Source organism: Pseudomonas sp. 1928-m (genome assembly GCF_029269135.1).
Lineage (GTDB): Bacteria > Pseudomonadota > Gammaproteobacteria > Pseudomonadales > Pseudomonadaceae > Aquipseudomonas.
Genome location: NZ_JARIXO010000002.1, coordinates 406391 through 421024 on the forward strand (window position 1 = coordinate 406391; position 14634 = coordinate 421024).

At 63.4% G+C, this 14634-nt stretch carries 15 protein-coding genes; 11 read left to right on the forward strand and 4 right to left on the reverse strand.

The window, feature by feature from the left end; translation table 11 throughout:
* Positions 1–65: 65 nt before the first annotated feature.
* From P3C18_RS11400 to P3C18_RS11420, 5 genes are read left to right on the forward strand one after another with little or no spacing between them, the layout of a single operon-like run.
* Positions 66–380: a nucleotide pyrophosphohydrolase gene (locus tag P3C18_RS11400; protein WP_275961979.1), complete on the forward strand. Its 315-nt coding sequence runs from the start codon at positions 66–68 to the stop codon at positions 378–380.
* Positions 377–1126, forward strand: coding sequence for a methyltransferase (locus P3C18_RS11405; RefSeq protein WP_275961980.1), 750 nt, complete (start codon positions 377–379; stop codon positions 1124–1126). Before P3C18_RS11400 ends, P3C18_RS11405 begins: the two co-directional genes overlap by 4 nt.
* Before the next feature lie 30 nt (positions 1127–1156).
* A complete protein-coding gene (locus tag P3C18_RS11410; protein ID WP_275961981.1) occupies positions 1157–1759 on the forward strand; it encodes a DUF4136 domain-containing protein in 603 nt (200 codons plus the stop codon).
* Positions 1760–1784: 25 nt separating this feature from the next.
* A complete protein-coding gene (locus tag P3C18_RS11415) occupies positions 1785–2348 on the forward strand; it encodes a DUF4136 domain-containing protein (RefSeq protein ID WP_275961982.1) in 564 nt (187 codons plus the stop codon).
* Positions 2349–2364: 16 nt separating this feature from the next.
* On the forward strand, positions 2365–2853 hold the full coding sequence (locus P3C18_RS11420; protein WP_275961983.1) for a GNAT family N-acetyltransferase: 489 nt from the start codon (positions 2365–2367) through the stop codon (positions 2851–2853).
* Between the two features lie 6 nt (positions 2854–2859).
* On the opposite strand, the gene P3C18_RS11425 is transcribed toward P3C18_RS11420, so the two are convergent.
* A complete protein-coding gene (locus P3C18_RS11425) occupies positions 2860–3759 on the reverse strand; it encodes a LysR family transcriptional regulator (protein WP_275961984.1) in 900 nt (299 codons plus the stop codon).
* Between the two features lie 99 nt (positions 3760–3858).
* On the opposite strand from P3C18_RS11425, the gene P3C18_RS11430 reads away from it, so the two are divergent.
* The 5 genes from P3C18_RS11430 to P3C18_RS11450 all read left to right on the forward strand — a co-directional run bounded on the left by P3C18_RS11430 (position 3859) and on the right by P3C18_RS11450 (position 8456).
* A complete protein-coding gene (locus tag P3C18_RS11430; RefSeq protein WP_275961985.1) occupies positions 3859–4731 on the forward strand; it encodes an MBL fold metallo-hydrolase in 873 nt (290 codons plus the stop codon).
* Positions 4722–5420, forward strand: coding sequence for an SDR family oxidoreductase (locus P3C18_RS11435; RefSeq protein WP_275961986.1), 699 nt, complete (start codon positions 4722–4724; stop codon positions 5418–5420). Before P3C18_RS11430 ends, P3C18_RS11435 begins: the two co-directional genes overlap by 10 nt.
* Before the next feature lie 62 nt (positions 5421–5482).
* Entirely contained in the window at positions 5483–5932 is a 450-nt protein-coding gene (locus P3C18_RS11440) for a DMT family transporter (RefSeq protein ID WP_275961987.1), read from the forward strand.
* Positions 5933–6102: 170 nt separating this feature from the next.
* Positions 6103–7590 (forward strand): SulP family inorganic anion transporter, encoded by a 1488-nt coding sequence (locus P3C18_RS11445; RefSeq protein ID WP_275961988.1) that lies wholly within the window; start codon positions 6103–6105, stop codon positions 7588–7590.
* A gap of 14 nt (positions 7591–7604) precedes the next feature.
* The gene (locus P3C18_RS11450; RefSeq protein WP_275961989.1) at positions 7605–8456 is read left to right on the forward strand and encodes a universal stress protein; all 852 of its coding nucleotides are present in this window, start codon (positions 7605–7607) and stop codon (positions 8454–8456) included.
* A gap of 32 nt (positions 8457–8488) precedes the next feature.
* Here the strand turns inward: P3C18_RS11450 and P3C18_RS11455 are convergent, their stop codons facing one another.
* The 3 genes from P3C18_RS11455 to P3C18_RS11465 form a co-directional block, all read right to left on the reverse strand.
* Complete coding sequence (locus P3C18_RS11455; protein ID WP_275961990.1) at positions 8489–11221, reverse strand: EAL domain-containing protein; 2733 nt, start codon at positions 11219–11221, stop codon at positions 8489–8491.
* Positions 11222–11272: 51 nt separating this feature from the next.
* Complete coding sequence (locus P3C18_RS11460) at positions 11273–12217, reverse strand: tripartite tricarboxylate transporter substrate binding protein (RefSeq protein ID WP_275961991.1); 945 nt, start codon at positions 12215–12217, stop codon at positions 11273–11275.
* Positions 12218–12381: 164 nt separating this feature from the next.
* Positions 12382–13320, reverse strand: a complete 939-nt coding sequence (locus tag P3C18_RS11465; RefSeq protein ID WP_275961992.1) for a tripartite tricarboxylate transporter substrate binding protein — start codon at positions 13318–13320, stop codon at positions 12382–12384.
* Positions 13321–13481: 161 nt separating this feature from the next.
* On the opposite strand from P3C18_RS11465, the gene P3C18_RS11470 reads away from it, so the two are divergent.
* Positions 13482–14603 carry a GGDEF domain-containing protein gene (locus P3C18_RS11470; RefSeq protein ID WP_275961993.1) on the forward strand — a complete coding sequence of 374 codons (1122 nt, stop codon included), beginning with the start codon at positions 13482–13484 and terminating at the stop codon, positions 14601–14603.
* The last annotated feature ends 31 nt before the right edge of the window (positions 14604–14634 follow it).

Below are 14634 nucleotides of genomic sequence, written 5' to 3' on the forward strand. Positions count from 1 at the left end.
GGTTTGCCGGCTTGAAGACCGGCCGGCAAACCCCGAAGCTATGCTCCTCTTTGCTGGAGCGCCTGATGAACCTCGCCGAACTGACCACCCGCATGCACGCCATTCGTGATCGCAACGACTGGCGGCCCTTCCACAGCCCGAAGAACCTGGCCATGGCCGCCAGCGTGGAAATGGCCGAGCTGGTGGAAATCTTCCAGTGGCTGACTGAAGCACAATCCCGCGAGCTGCCTGCTGAACAACTGACCCACGCCGGCCAGGAAATCGGCGATATCGTGCTGTATCTGGTGCTGCTGTGTGGCGAGCTGGGCCTGGATATGGAACAGGTGGTGCGCGCCAAGCTGGCCGACAACGAACGACGCTTTCTCGGAGAGGCGCCATGACTGATCGCCATTTCGACGAACTGGCCACCCGCTTTGCCGAGAAGATCTACGGCGGCGCCAAGGGCGCGATTCGCCTGGCCGTGCTCCAGGCCGACCTGGCCGAAGTCCTGCCTGAGCGTCCGCTGCGGGTGCTGGATATTGGCGCGGGCCTTGGCCATATGTCGCTGTGGCTGGCCGAGCGCGGCCACCAGGTAACGCTGACGGAACCCGCCGAACCGATGCTCGCCGGCGCCCGCGAACGCTTTGCTGCCGCCGGACAACAAGCCACCTTTATCCAGGCGCCCTGGCAGGACCTGCTCGGCCAGCTCGAGCCCCCCTATGACCTGGTGATCTGCCACGCTGTGCTGGAATGGCTGGCCGAACCGCACAGCATCCTGCCGGTGCTGCACCAGCTGTGCACGCCCGGCGGCTGGTTGTCGCTTGCGTTCTACAACAAGGATGCGCTGATCTACCGCAACCTGCTCAAGGGCCACTTCCGCAAGCTGCGCAAGGCCGAGTTCGCCGGTGAGAAACAGAGCCTGACCCCACAGATGCCGCTTGATCCGCGTGAGCTGGCGGCGCAACTTGAGGCTAATTGGCAGGTCGAAAGCCAGAGTGGCGTACGGGTGTTTCACGACTATATGCCGCAGCCCTTTCAAGCCAAGGCCGAGCTGCTCGATCTGCTGGAAATGGAACTGGCCTACCGCCGCCACCCCAGCTTTGCCGGGCTGGGCCGTTATCTGCACTGGATCTGCCGGCCGCGCTGACAGGCCATGGCACTGGAGGCATGCAACGCGATGAAACGACTTAGCGTCTTACTGCTCCTGTCCAGCCTCGCGGCCTGTCAGAGCCAGAACCCTTATGTCGCCGACAGCAAACCGCTGCCGCCGGCACCTGCGCACTCGCCGCAACAGCTGGACCGCAGCGCCTACCCGGCAGCGCCGCGCGACTATGGCCGCTACCGCACCTGGAGCTGGCAGCAGCTACCGGCTGGCAGCGCCTGGGCCAGTTCCGAGCAGGTGCAGGAAGCCCTGAGCAATGCCCTCGACCAACGCGGCCTGCGCCCGCATCGCACCGGCGCAACCAGCGCAACCAGCGACCTCAAGGTCAGCGCCGAGCTGCGTCTGGAGCAACGCCTGCGCCAGGTCACTGAACACTACGGCAGCCATTACGGTCATAGTCGCTATGGCAATGACTACGGCATGTGGGGCAGCGCGCCGCTGGTGCGCAGCTATAGCGAAGAAGTCATGGTAGTGCGCATCGAACTGTTCGACGGCCAGGATGGCCAGCCGATCTGGAGCGCCAGCGCCGAAACCCTCAGCAGCGGCAGCCAGAGTGAACGCGCCGCCGCGCTGCGCAACGCGGTACAACAGGCTCTGGCGGCGTATCCGCCGGGCTGATCGCTGCATTACAAGGAGAGCACCCATGCGTGCATCGCTGCTGTTACTGCCCCTGCTGTTGATCCTCAGTGCCTGCCAGACAGCGCAGCTGGAACGCGACTTCGACCCCAACCGCGATTTTGCCGCCTACCGCAGCTGGAGCTGGCAGGAGCCAGCCGTGCAATACAAACCCGATGACCCGCGCATCAACAGCGACCTCACCGGCCAGCGCATTCGCAGCGCGGTCAGCGAACAGCTCGACCAGCGCGGCTTGCGCCAGGCAGCGGCGAACACGCCGGGCGATCTCAAAGTGCAGGTGTGGATGATCGTCGACAACCGCCAGCAGCAGGTCAGCACCCACTTTGGCGGAGCCTGGGGCGACCCGTGGCGCGGCGGTTTCTGGGGCGGCCCGAGCTATGTTGAAACCCGCACCCTGGACTATCAGGTCGGCACCCTGCAGATCGACCTGCTCGACGGCAAGGACGGCAAACTGGTCTGGCGCGGCAGTGCCGAACAGGTGCTGCGCAGCCGCCAACCCAGCCCCAGCGAGCGCGAGGCAGCGATACGCAGTACGGTCGCTGAAGTGCTAAACCAGTACCCACCACGCTAACCAACAAGGATGTTGCATGAGCCCAACCCCACCTCTCAGCCATCGCCCCGCTGCGGCGGCTGATCTGGCCGAGATTGTCGGCTTCCCACAAAACGCCGATGAGCTGTTCTTCTGCTACCCCAAGGCCGACTGGCCGCTGAGCATCGGTCAGCTGGCCGCCGCCATGGCCGAACGCCGCGACAGCACGGTGGTGCTGCTCGGTGGCCGGGTGGCCGGCTTTGCCAACTTCTACCAATGGCATTACGACGACCACTGCGCCCTCGGTAACCTGATGGTCGCCCCCTGGGCCCGCGGCCACGGCGTGGCGCATTATCTGGTGGCGGTGATGGAGCAGCTGGCGCGCGAGCATTACCACGCCAAACGCATGCAGGTGTCGTGCTTCAACGCCAACAGCGCCGGCCTGCTGCTCTACCCAAAGCTCGGCTATACCCTAAGCGATGTGGTCGAACGCCGTGATCCCAACGGCCAGCGCGTGGCGTTGATTCAGTTCAGCAAAACCCTGTAGGCCGGTTTACAGGTCCCAGTCCGGTCGATCTGCCAGCCGCTCAATCAGAAAATCCAGCAACGCGCGTAGCGCTGGCGGCATCTGCCGGCGCGTGCCATAGAGGGCGTGGATGCCCAGCTCCTGCGGCTGATAGTCGGGCAGCAACTGCACCAGCGCCCCGGAACGCAGATGCGCGCTGACGGAGTAACGCGGCTGCAGGCTGATGCCGATATCGGCCAGCACGGCCTCCAGCAGCACCATGGATTCATTCGCACTGAGGTTGCCGCTGACCGCCACGGCATGCGGCTCACCGGCGCGGCTGAACTCCCAGATGCTGCGGCCAAAATAGGCGTAACTCAGGCAATTGTGCTGCGCCAGCTCCTCGGGCCGCAGGGGCGTGCCGTGCCTGGCCAAATACGCCGGCGTGGCGCACACCACCGAGCTACACACCGCCAACTGGCGGGCGATCAGGTTGGGGTCGAGCTGATTGGTGATGCGCAGGGCCAGGTCGATCCGCGCCTCCACTAGATTGACCGCCTGGCTGCCCACCAACAGGTCGACGCTGACCTGCGGATACCTGCGGATAAAATCATCCAGCGCACGCACCAGCCAGGCCTGGGCCAGTGACTGACTGCAGGCAATACGCAAGGTGCCGCGCGGCGCGGCCTCATCGGTGCGGCTAACGCTCTGCATGGCCTCGGCCATGACCAGCATCTCGCGGCATTGGCCGAGCAACTGCTCACCGGCACCGGTCAAGCTCAGCTTGCGCGTGGTGCGGTGCAACAGGCGCGCGCCGACCCAGGCCTCCAGCTCGCCGAGGTAGCGCGACACCATCGCCCGCGACATCTCCAGCGCTTCGGCTGCAGCAGTCTGGCTGCCGCGCTCCACCACTTCGACAAATACCCGCGTAGCCGTCAGCCGATCCATGATTAGCCCATTTTTCGCAACAAATATGCGCAGATTAAGGGGCTTTTTGATCGATTTAAAGCAACTAAGATCACCTCACTTACTCAACAGGAGATCAGCATGTCGATCCTCAACCACTTGCGCAGCCTGCTCACCAGCGCCAGCCTGCTTACCCTTGCCACCACCGCGATTGCCCAGCCACTCACCCTGGATGTCTACAACCCAGGCGACAAGGCGATCTTCCCGGTGACCTCGACGCTGATCAGCGGCGAGCGCGATGCCATTCTGGTCGATGCGCAGTTCTCCACCCGCGAAGCCCAGGAGCTGGTCGAGCGCATTCAAGCCAGCGGCAAAAACCTCACCACCATCTTTATCAGCCACGGCGACCCGGATTTCTACTTCGGCCTGGACACCCTGACCCGCGCCTTCCCCAAGGCCAAGATCCTGGCCACGCCGCAGACCATCGCCTATATCGAGAAAACCCGCGAACCGAAGCTGGCCTACTGGGGCCCGATCCTCAAAGACACCGCGCCAGCCCGCACCCTGGTGCCGCAAACCCTGCAAGGCGACCAGCTGACGCTGGAAGGCCAGACCCTGCAACTGATCGGCCATGACCCCAAACACACCAGTTTGTGGATTCCGAGCATCCAGGCCGTGGTCGGCGGCGTGCTGACCTACGCCAACATCCACCCCTGGATTGCCGATGCACAAACGCCGCAAGCGCGTCAGAGCTGGTTGAAATCCCTGGATGAACTGCAAGCGCTGCAGCCAAAGACCCTGGTACCAGGGCACTTTATGGGCCAGCCCAAGCTGAACCTGGATGACCTGCGCTTTACCCGCAACTACCTCAATGACCTGGAAGCGGCGCTGCCCAAGGCCAAGAACAGCCAGGCGCTGATCGAGACCATGAAAGCCAAGTACCCGGCCCTGCTCGACGCCAGCAGCCTGGAACTGAGCGCCAAGGTGCTCAAGGGTGAAATGCAGTGGCCCTAAGCCGCCGCATCCTGATCACCGGCGCCTCACGCGGCATTGGCCTGGGCTTGACCCAGGCCTTTGTGCAGGCGGGCTGGCAGGTATACGCCGTGATCCGCAACCTGACTGGTAGCCACGAGCTGCAGGCGCTGGCCACGCAACATGGTCAGTGCCTACAGCTGATTGAGTGCGATTTGCTGCAGCGCGAGGCTGGCCAGTTGATTGACCGCGCCCTGGGCGACCAACCGCTGACCTGTGCGCTGTTCAATGCCGGCGTCTATGGCCCAGCGCATCAGGACCCGCGCCAGGCCAACAGCGCTGAGATCGGCCAGCTGTTTCTCGCCAATGCCGTCGCACCGATCAGCCTGGGGCAACAGCTGGCTGGGCGAATCGAGGCCGGTGGCGTGATGGCCTTTATCAGCTCGCAGATGGCCAGCCTGCAGCTCAACCGCGCCCTCGACATGCCGCTGTACGGTGCCAGCAAGGCCGCGCTGAACAGCCTGCTGCTGAGCTGGAGCAGCCAGTATGCCGAACTGCCCTGGAGCCTGCTGGCTCTGCATCCAGGCTGGGTACGCACGGCCATGGGCGGCGCAGATGCCCCCTTGAGCGTGGCGGACAGCGCAGCGGGGCTGTGTCAGGTGATCACCGCTGAGCAGGGCCGCCGACGCTGCGCATTTCTCGATTACCAGGGCCAGACCTTGCCCTGGTGAGGCTGACGGCGCGCTGTGCATTTGCGGCATAATCGCCCGCCCTGCCCGCCATGGAGATGCACATGCCTGCCCCGATCTGGTGGTTACTCGCCCTGCCCTTTGTCGCCGGCGCCTGCCTGCCGCTGCAAGCAGGAATCAACGGTCAATTGGCCAAACAGGTGTCCAGCGTGCTGGCCGCCGCGCTGGTGTCCTTCGCTGTCGGCACCCTGGCGCTGCTGATTCTGGTATTGGCCCAACGCGAGTTTCCCAGCCTTGGCGCACTCAAAGGCCTGACCTGGTGGCACTGGAGTGGCGGCCTGCTGGGCGTGATGTTTATCGCCACCGCCGCCTTTGCCGGGCCCAAGGTCGGCGCAGTGCTGTTTATGGCACTGGTGATCGCCGGACAACTGAGCATGGCCCTGACCCTGGACCACTTCGGCTGGGCCGGCTTTCGCGAAGCACCTATTACTGCGGGCAAAGTCGGCGGCCTGCTGCTGATCGTCGCCGGTATCTGGTTGATCCGCCGCGGCTAGCCACCCAGCGCCACGCGCCGTGGGCGCGGACCTGCTGTGCTAAAATGCGCGGCGTTTTTACCCTGCGCCTTGCCTGCCCTGCCTATAGCCAACCGTCATGTGCCCGACTCATCGTCCGGCGCGGCTGTGCCTATTCGCTTGCCGCTGCGCCCCAGCCTTTGGAATTGACCATGCTGCAAAGCCTGAAAAACACCTGGTTGTTTAATATCCGCGGCGATGTGCTCGCCGGTCTGGTGGTGGCGCTGGCACTGATCCCGGAAGCCATCGCCTTCTCGATCATCGCTGGCGTCGACCCTAAAGTCGGCTTGTATGCCTCCTTCTGTATCGCCGTGGTGATCGCCTTTGTCGGCGGCCGTCCAGGCATGATCAGCGCCGCCACCGGGGCCATGGCCCTGTTGATGGTGACCCTGGTGAAAAACCACGGCCTGGAGTACCTGCTGGCAGCGACCCTGCTGACCGGCGTGCTGCAGATCGGTGCCGGTTACCTCAAGCTCGGTTCGCTGATGCGCTTTGTTTCGCGCTCGGTGGTCACTGGCTTCGTCAACGCCCTGGCGATTCTGATCTTTATGGCCCAGCTGCCGGAACTGACTAACGTCACCTGGCACGTCTACGCCATGTGCGCTGCGGGCCTGGGCATCATCTACCTGTTCCCCTATGTGCCGAAGATTGGCCAACTGATCCCCTCGCCACTGGTGTGCATCCTGTCGATGACCGCCGTGGCCATGTATTTCGGCCTGGATATCCGCACCGTCGGCGATATGGGCGAGCTGCCGGATACCCTGCCGATCTTCCTCTGGCCGGACGTACCGCTGACCCTGGAAACCCTGGCGATAATCTTCCCCTACGCCGCAGCCCTGGCCGTGGTGGGCCTACTGGAATCGATGATGACCGCGACCATTATCGATGACCTGACCGACACCAGCAGCGATAAAAACCGCGAATGCAAAGGCCAGGGCGTGGCCAATATCGCCTCCGGCCTGCTGGGCGGCATGGCCGGCTGCGCGATGATTGGCCAGTCGGTGATCAACGTGAAATCCGGCGGCCGTGGCCGTTTGTCGTGCCTGGTAGCCGGCGTGGTGCTGCTGCTGATGGTGGTGTTCCTCAGCGACTGGGTCAGCCAGATCCCCATGGCCGCGCTGGTGGCAGTGATGATCATGGTGTCGATCGGCACCTTCAGCTGGGATTCGCTGCGCAACCTGAAGAAATTCCCGATCTCGACCAATATCGTCATGCTCGCCACCGTGGCCGTCACCGTCTATACCCACAACCTGGCGTACGGCGTGTTTGTCGGCGTGCTGCTGGCGGCGATGTTCTTCGCCAACAAGATCGGCCACTTCCTATATATCAACTCGGAAGCCGACAGCGAGGGCAACCAGCGCACCTACAAGGTGATCGGCCAGGTGTTCTTCAGCTCCGCCGACAAGTTCGTCGCTGCCTTTGATTTCAAGGAAGCCGTGAGCAAGGTCACCATCGATCTGTCCCGCGCGCACTTCTGGGACATCACCGCCGTCGCGGCCCTGGATAAAGTAGTGATCAAACTGCGCCGTGAAGGCACCGAAGTCGAAGTGCTGGGCCTGAATGAAGCCAGCGCCACCATCGTCGACCGCTTCGGTGTGCATGACAAAGAGAACGCCACCGATCTGCTGTCCGGCCACTGATACGGAGAACAACAATGACCCACGTAATGGCATGCATTGATGGTTCGCAATCCACCCGCGCGGTGTGCGACTACGCCGCCTGGGCCAGCCAGCGCCTGAGCGCGCCGTTGACCCTGCTGCACGTACTGGATGAGGTGCAGTACCCAATCAGCCCTGATCTGTCCGGCAATATCGGCCTGGGCAGCCGCGAGCACTTGCTTGAAGAGCTGGCCAACCTCGATCAGCAGCGCCACAAGCTGGCCATGGAACAGGGCCGATTGATGCTCGAAGCGGCCCGCGAGCGGGTGCAGGCCGATGGCGTGGAGCCGGCGCAGATGCGCCAGCGCCATGGCGATCTGGTCGACTGCCTGCATGAGCTGGAAGCCGATATCCGCCTGCTGGTGATCGGCCGTCAGGGCAAGACCAGCGACAGCCTTAGCCAACTGGTCGGCAGCCACCTGGAAAACGTGATCCGCACCCTGCACCGGCCGATCCTGGTCAGCTGCGGCGAGTTCAAGGCGCCACAAAGCTACATGCTCGCCTATGACGGCAGCGCCACCGCGCGCAAGAGCCTGGAGATGATCGCGGCCAGCCCGCTGCTCAAAGGCCTGCCGTGCCACCTGGTGATGATCGGTGCGGAGTCCAGTGATGCCTGGGAGCAGCTCAGGGCTGCCGAGCGGGTGGTGCAGGGTTCGGCCAGCGCAGTACACCTGGCGATTCGCGCCGGTGAGGTGGAACCCACCCTGCACGCCTACCAGCTCGAACAGGGCATCGGCCTGCTGGCCATGGGTGCCTATGGCCACTCGCGGATTCGCCAGTTTCTGGTCGGCAGCACCACCAGCAGCCTGCTGCGCACCAGCAACAGCGCGCTGCTGATTCTGCGCTAAGGGTTACGCCATGGCGGCCGCACCACGGCCGCCTAGCTGGCTTTGACCGGCTGCCCTGCAAACAACTGCTCCAGCGGCACCGGCCGGCCAAAGTAATAACCCTGAAAACGCGTGCAGCCAAAGCTGCTCAGGCGCTCGGACTGCTCCAGGGTTTCCACGCCTTCGGCAATCACATCCAGTTTCAGCGCATGGGCCAGCGAGACGATGGTACGGGCAATATCGGCATCCAGCGGGTCGCTCAACAGGTCGCAGACAAACGAACGGTCGATCTTCAGCTGATCCAGCGGCAGGGTCTTGAGGTAGGACAGCGACGAATAGCCAGTGCCGAAGTCGTCCAGGGAAAAGCGCACGCCGTGGGCCTTGAGCCGGGCCATCTTGGCGATCACCGCCGCACGGCCATCGAGCAGCATGCTCTCGGTAATCTCCAGTTTCAGCCGGCTCGGGTCGCAGCCGCTGCGCTGCACGATATGCAGCACCTGCTCAACAAAGTCCGCCTGCTGCAGCTGCTTGGTGCTGACATTCACCGACAGACTGAGGTGCCGGGTTTGCGCCCGCCGCCCCCACTGCGCCAGGGTGGCGCAGGCCGTTTCCAGCACCCACTCACCCAACGGCAGAATCAGACCGCTGCCCTCGGCCACCGGAATAATCTCGCCTGGCGCCAATAGGCCACGCTCCGGGTGCTGCCAACGCAGCAGCACTTCCGCGCCCTGCAAGCCCTCACGCTGATCGATCTGCGCCTGGTAATAGAGCACAAACTCGCTTTTCAGCAGGCCCTGGCGCAGATCGCTCTCCAGGCTGGCGCGTTGCACCACCCGTTGCTGCATCTGCGGCTCGAAGAAACAGCAGGTGTTACGCCCCTGCGCCTTGGCCTGGTACATGGCCAGGTCAGCCTGTTTCAGCAGGTCATCCAAGGGTTCGCCGGTGCCGTTGAACATGGCGATGCCGATGCTCAGGGTGCTGAAGTGCTCGATCTCACCCATGCGAAACGGCTGCCGCAAGGCCAGCAGGATCTTGCTGGCAATCGCCTCGGCCTGCTGCGCCGCATTGACCGGCTCCAGCCCGAGGTTCTCCAGCAGGATGACAAACTCATCACCGCCGATACGCGCCACGCTATCGCTTTGCCGCACGCAGCTGGTCAGGCGCTCGGCGACCTGCTGCAACAACAGATCGCCGATATCGTGGCCACGGGCATCGTTGAGTGTCTTGAAGTCGTCCAGGTCGATAAACAGCACCGCCCCACGCTGCTCGCTGTTCTGACTGGCGAGCAAGGCGCACTCCAGGCGCTCGCGCTGCAAACGGCGGTTGGGTAGATGGGTCAGCGGGTCGTAATAGGCCAACTGTTCGATGCGCTGCTCGGCAGCCTTGCGCTGGGTGGTATCGGTGAGGGTGATCACGTAGTTGATCAACCGCTCATCGGCCCCGCCGCGCACTGCCGCAATGCTCACCCACTGCGGATATTCCTGGCCATTCTTGCGCCGCCCGGGCATTTCCCCCTGCCAGGCGCCCTCATGCGCCAATGCCGCGAGCATGGCATCGCGAGCGATATCGAAACTGCCTTGCGCCAGCATGTAATCCAGAGTACTGCCGACCACTTCGCTCTCGCTGTAGCCGGTCATGCGGGTAAACGCCGGATTAGCGCGCAGCACCACATGCTGCGCATCGGTAACCACCATGCCTTCGGCCGCCTCGAACACCGTGGCAGCGACGTGCAGGTCTTCGACCATGTGCTGCATCGCCACACCCACGCGGTTGTACTCATAGATCCCGGTCGGCTGAAAGCGCAGCCCCCGGCCGCCGGCCTGGGTGGCTTCGATAAAGCCGAGCAGCTGGTTGATCGCCCGGTCATGGCTGATGCGCAGCAGCCAGGCCGCCACCAGCAACAACAGCAGAAAACCGCCACTGAGGATTAGAAACGATTGCAGGTAGCTGTCGTAGATCGAGGCGAAGCGGTTATCGGAAACCCCCAGCACCAGCCAGAACGGTTCTTCAACACCCGCCAGGCTGATCGGGAAGCGCTGCAGATAAAGCCCCTGGTCATCGCGCACCAGGTTATCCAGGACTTCAGCGCCGGTGAGCCCAAGCTCGCTGTCGCCCTGCCAGACCAGGGGCTGCTCGGCGTGCCCGAGCACCAGCAGATCGAGCTTGGTACTGGCACTCAGCTCGCTGATAAACGCCCGATTCTGGCCCAGGGCCAGGCCGACAAACAGATAGCCGCGCAGCTGCACGGTGGCCGGGTCAAAAATCGGCGTGGCCTTGATCAAGGCGCTCTGCGCACCCGCCTGCACCAGCGTCCAGCCGTGGGCGTAATGAATCGGCGAGCGCAGTGACGCCACCAGCGGTTTGATGTCATGCAGCGGCAGGCCGGCATCCATCACCAGCTTGCCCGTCGGATCAAGCAGGAAAAACACTTCCAGACGCGCATCGATATTGGCGTCCTGAAACATAAAGGCCACGTCTGCGGCGATTTTCTCAACCGGCATAACCTGCTCGGACAAGGCGCTGACGGTGCGCCGCGCCGAGGCGCTATGCAGATACACCTCAAGCAGCTGCAGACGGTTATTGATCAGGCTGACGGTGGTGCGCTGGTATTGCGCCAGGCTATTGCGGATTTCACTTTGCAGGTTGGCCTCGGCCGTGCGCAGTGCATAAACCATCACCACACTGATCGCCACCATGCCGAGCATGCCAAACAGCAAGGCAATCCGCGTCGAGAACTTCAGCTCCCAACGTGCCGCTTTCGGCATGTGATTCTTGCGACTACTCATCTGCATCCGCGCCTCAGGGTCACAACACAGTCAGCTAATCCCTGTCGGTGCCTACTGCAATCCGATGTCATCTATCAGTGTTCGGTACTCGTGCATCTGCCTAAGCAGCATAGGCTTGATCTCATCACCGCGCATAAACACCACCGGCTGACGGATACGCTGCTCGGTCACCTCGATAAAACGCGGGTCTTTGGCCGCGACCGCCAGGGCGTCGGCCAGTATCTCGACCTGCTCAGTCGGGGTATTGGCCGGCACCATAACAATGCGCATGGTATGCAGGCCCAGGTCGTAACCCAGCTCGCGCAGGGTCGGCGCGTCGGGGTAACCCAGCAGGCGGGTATCGGCCAGACTGGCCAGCACGCGCATTTCGCCAGATTCGGTGTAGCCGGTATGGGTGCCGCCGCTGTAGGCAAACACCGCATCGCCGGAAATCACCAGCGGGGCCATGCCGGCGCCGCCCGAGGTGGGCACGGTGCGCAGCTCCAGCCCTTCGCGTTTGGCCAGGGCGCGGATAATCAGACGATCCTCGGCCGCCTGGCTGACATAAATCTGCCCCGGCGTGGCGCGCAAATAGGCCAGCAACCCTGGCCAGTCCTGGATGCCATGTGGGGCGCCGGTAACAAAGGCCGGCTGCTCCAGCGACAGCCCCGCGACATAGGTAAAACTGTCTGGACCATAGGATGCCGGCGACAGCAGCGGCGCAATGCTGACCACCGACGAGCCGCCAAACTGGAACACATAGCCCTGCTCGATACTGCTGGCCAGCATCGACGCAGAAGCCGCGCCGCCGGCACCGGGAATATTGCTGACCGTAACCTTCTGCCCCAGCTGTTCTTCCAGCACGCTGGCCAACACCCGCCCCTGCAAATCGGTACTACCGCCGGCGGCATAGCCAATGATCATGGTCAGCGGCCGCTCGGGGAAGCTTGCCGCCTGCACCTGCCACGGCAACAACCCCAGGCAGCCGCTCAACAACAGAAAACGCAGTAATTTCATGGTCCACCTCATGCACGGATCAACAACCGCCAGCCCAGCCAGGAACACGCCGAGCACCGTTTTGGCGCATCCAGCTGCCCTTACATCTGCCAGCAACCCGCAGACTTACCTGTGCACAACCCGTGCACGGTGCGATGCAACTTGCGCGCCCATCCGCCAAGCGCTTATTGCACGCCGACTTCCTCGATCAACTGCCGATAGTCCAACACCTGCTGACTCAGCATGGCCTTGACCTCGCTGCCCGGCATAAAGCGAATCGGCTGGCGGATGCGCGTTTCGGTGACCTCAATAAAGCGCGGGTCACGCACCGCGTTCGCCAGGGCATCAAAGAGGATGCTCACCTGCTCAGCCGGCGTGTCGGCCGGCACAGTGACAATGCGCACGGCATGCAAGGCCAGGCCATAGCCCAGCTCAAGCAGGGTCGGCGCCTCGGGGTAGCCCAGCAGGCGCTCCTCGGCCAGGCTGGCCAGCACCCGCATCTGCCCCGAATCGGTGTAGCCAGTATGGGTGCCGCCGCTGTAGGCAAAGAACACCTCGCCGGAAATCACCAGCGGGGCCATGCCCGCACCGCCGGAGGTCGGCACCATGCGCAGCTGCAACCCCTCGCGCTTGGCAATGGCGCGGGTCAGCAGACGGTCCTCGGCGGTTTGCGTGACATACACCTGGCCCGGGTTGTCGCGCAGGTGCTGGAGCAGGCTCGGCCAGTCCTTGAAGCCGCTCTGCCCACCGGTGACATAAGCCGATTGGTCCAGCGACAGGCCGGCCACATAGGTAAAACTGTCGAGGTCGTAGGACGCCGGCGCCAGCAAGGGCGAAATGCTGATGGTCGAGGAAATGCCGTACTGAAAGACGTAGCCCTGCTCAGCGCTGCTGGCCAACATGGCGGCCGCCACCGCCCCGCCCGCGCCGGGCAGATTATTCACCCTGACCGGCTGCCCCAGTTGCTCCGCCAGCACGGCGGCCAGCACCCGCCCCTGGATATCGGTGCTGCCGCCGGCGGCATAGCCGATGATCATGGTCAGCGGCCGCTCCGGAAACGTCGCGGCCTGGCTGCTTACGGTCAGCAACGCACACAACAGTGCCCAACATCCGCGCCTACTCATGATCGCCACCTCGCCCGCCCGGCAAAACCACAGCCCAGGGTCGCAAAAGCTGCAGGCCCGTCCTTTGGTTTTAGCCCACGGGGGCGCGATAGCAATCTGACAGCTTTTTCAAAAGCAAAGGGTTATGCTGCGATCAAGTCGTTATTTTGTGATCACAGGCCATGACTGAAGCCCAGCTACCCCGCCAACCACACGCCTTCGCCCTCTGGCGTGAAGCGCAGGACACGCGCATCCGCTCACCGCTGGGCGGTATTTATTACCTGCTGGCGTGGCTACTCACCTGGATTTTCAGCAATGACCCAGGCGCACTGGTAGTACCAGGCGTACTCGGCATTGCCATGTTTGCCCTGCTGCTGGCTCTGCGCGTGCTGCACCGTCTGCCGCAGGAGCAGACCAGCGAGTCGCTGAAGCGCTGGCTCAACCTGCACTGGAGCCTGATTCTGATTACCGCGCTGAGCTGGGGCCTGGCCCACGCCCTGGCGCAGCGCAGTCCGCTGTTCAGCAGTTCGGTGATCATCGCCACCCTCAGCACCATCGCCTTCAGCACCGCCCTGGCCTTCAACTTCGCCATGCGCAAGAAGCGCGCAATCCTGGCATTGCTGCTGATTTACCTGCCCGGGCTACTGACCCTGGCACTGGCATGGCGCGAGCAGTACGCCATATTGATCACCCTGAGCTTCTACCTCAGCTACCTGCTGCTGGTGCTGAGCCGCAGCAACCGCGAGTACCACAACACCCTGGCCCTGGAACTGCAGCTGCTCGACCAGCAGGAGCGCCTGGAGCACCTCAGCCGCACCGACAGCCTGACCCAGCTGGGTAACCGCTATCAGTTCAACAGCCTGTTCCCGGTGATGGTGGCCAACGCCCAGCGGCAGAGCCAGCCGCTGTCGCTGGTGCTGCTGGATATCGACTTCTTCAAGCGGATCAATGACGAGTACGGGCATGCCTGTGGCGACAGCTGCCTGAGCGATTTTGCCGAGCGCATGCGGCAGAACTTCCGCCGCGACAGCGACGCGCTGCTGCGTCTGGGCGGCGAAGAGTTCGGCATTCTGATGCCCAATACCCCGCTGGAGCAGGCGCGCCTGCTGGCCGAGCAGTTTCGTCTGGAGTTGGAGCACGAAGGCTTCAATGTGCCGGGGGCAATCCTGCCGCTGACCGCAAGCCTGGGGGTGGGTTGTTACGACATGCGCCGCGACAGCAGCGCTGAAAGCTTCTTCAAGCGCGTCGACGATGCGCTGTATCAGGCCAAGGCAGCTGGGCGTAACCGCCTGGAGCTGGCCTAAGCCCAACTCAACGTTACCAGCAGTACTGGCG

What these genes read in the sequence shown, in the direction of transcription:
- P3C18_RS11455 (WP_275961990.1), bottom strand. Translation starts at nt 11,221, where the DNA reads ATGAGTAGTCGCAAGAATCACATGCCGAAAGCGGCACGTTGGGAGCTG.
- P3C18_RS11405 (WP_275961980.1), top strand. Translation starts at nt 377, where the DNA reads ATGACTGATCGCCATTTCGACGAACTGGCCACCCGCTTTGCCGAGAAG.
- P3C18_RS11430 (WP_275961985.1), top strand. Translation starts at nt 3,859, where the DNA reads ATGTCGATCCTCAACCACTTGCGCAGCCTGCTCACCAGCGCCAGCCTG.
- P3C18_RS11470 (WP_275961993.1), top strand. Translation starts at nt 13,482, where the DNA reads ATGACTGAAGCCCAGCTACCCCGCCAACCACACGCCTTCGCCCTCTGG.
- P3C18_RS11450 (WP_275961989.1), top strand. Translation starts at nt 7,605, where the DNA reads ATGACCCACGTAATGGCATGCATTGATGGTTCGCAATCCACCCGCGCG.
- P3C18_RS11420 (WP_275961983.1), top strand. Translation starts at nt 2,365, where the DNA reads ATGAGCCCAACCCCACCTCTCAGCCATCGCCCCGCTGCGGCGGCTGAT.
- P3C18_RS11440 (WP_275961987.1), top strand. Translation starts at nt 5,483, where the DNA reads ATGCCTGCCCCGATCTGGTGGTTACTCGCCCTGCCCTTTGTCGCCGGC.
- P3C18_RS11415 (WP_275961982.1), top strand. Translation starts at nt 1,785, where the DNA reads ATGCGTGCATCGCTGCTGTTACTGCCCCTGCTGTTGATCCTCAGTGCC.
- P3C18_RS11460 (WP_275961991.1), bottom strand. Translation starts at nt 12,217, where the DNA reads ATGAAATTACTGCGTTTTCTGTTGTTGAGCGGCTGCCTGGGGTTGTTG.
- P3C18_RS11410 (WP_275961981.1), top strand. Translation starts at nt 1,157, where the DNA reads ATGAAACGACTTAGCGTCTTACTGCTCCTGTCCAGCCTCGCGGCCTGT.
- P3C18_RS11445 (WP_275961988.1), top strand. Translation starts at nt 6,103, where the DNA reads ATGCTGCAAAGCCTGAAAAACACCTGGTTGTTTAATATCCGCGGCGAT.
- P3C18_RS11400 (WP_275961979.1), top strand. Translation starts at nt 66, where the DNA reads ATGAACCTCGCCGAACTGACCACCCGCATGCACGCCATTCGTGATCGC.
- P3C18_RS11465 (WP_275961992.1), bottom strand. Translation starts at nt 13,320, where the DNA reads ATGAGTAGGCGCGGATGTTGGGCACTGTTGTGTGCGTTGCTGACCGTA.
- P3C18_RS11425 (WP_275961984.1), bottom strand. Translation starts at nt 3,759, where the DNA reads ATGGATCGGCTGACGGCTACGCGGGTATTTGTCGAAGTGGTGGAGCGC.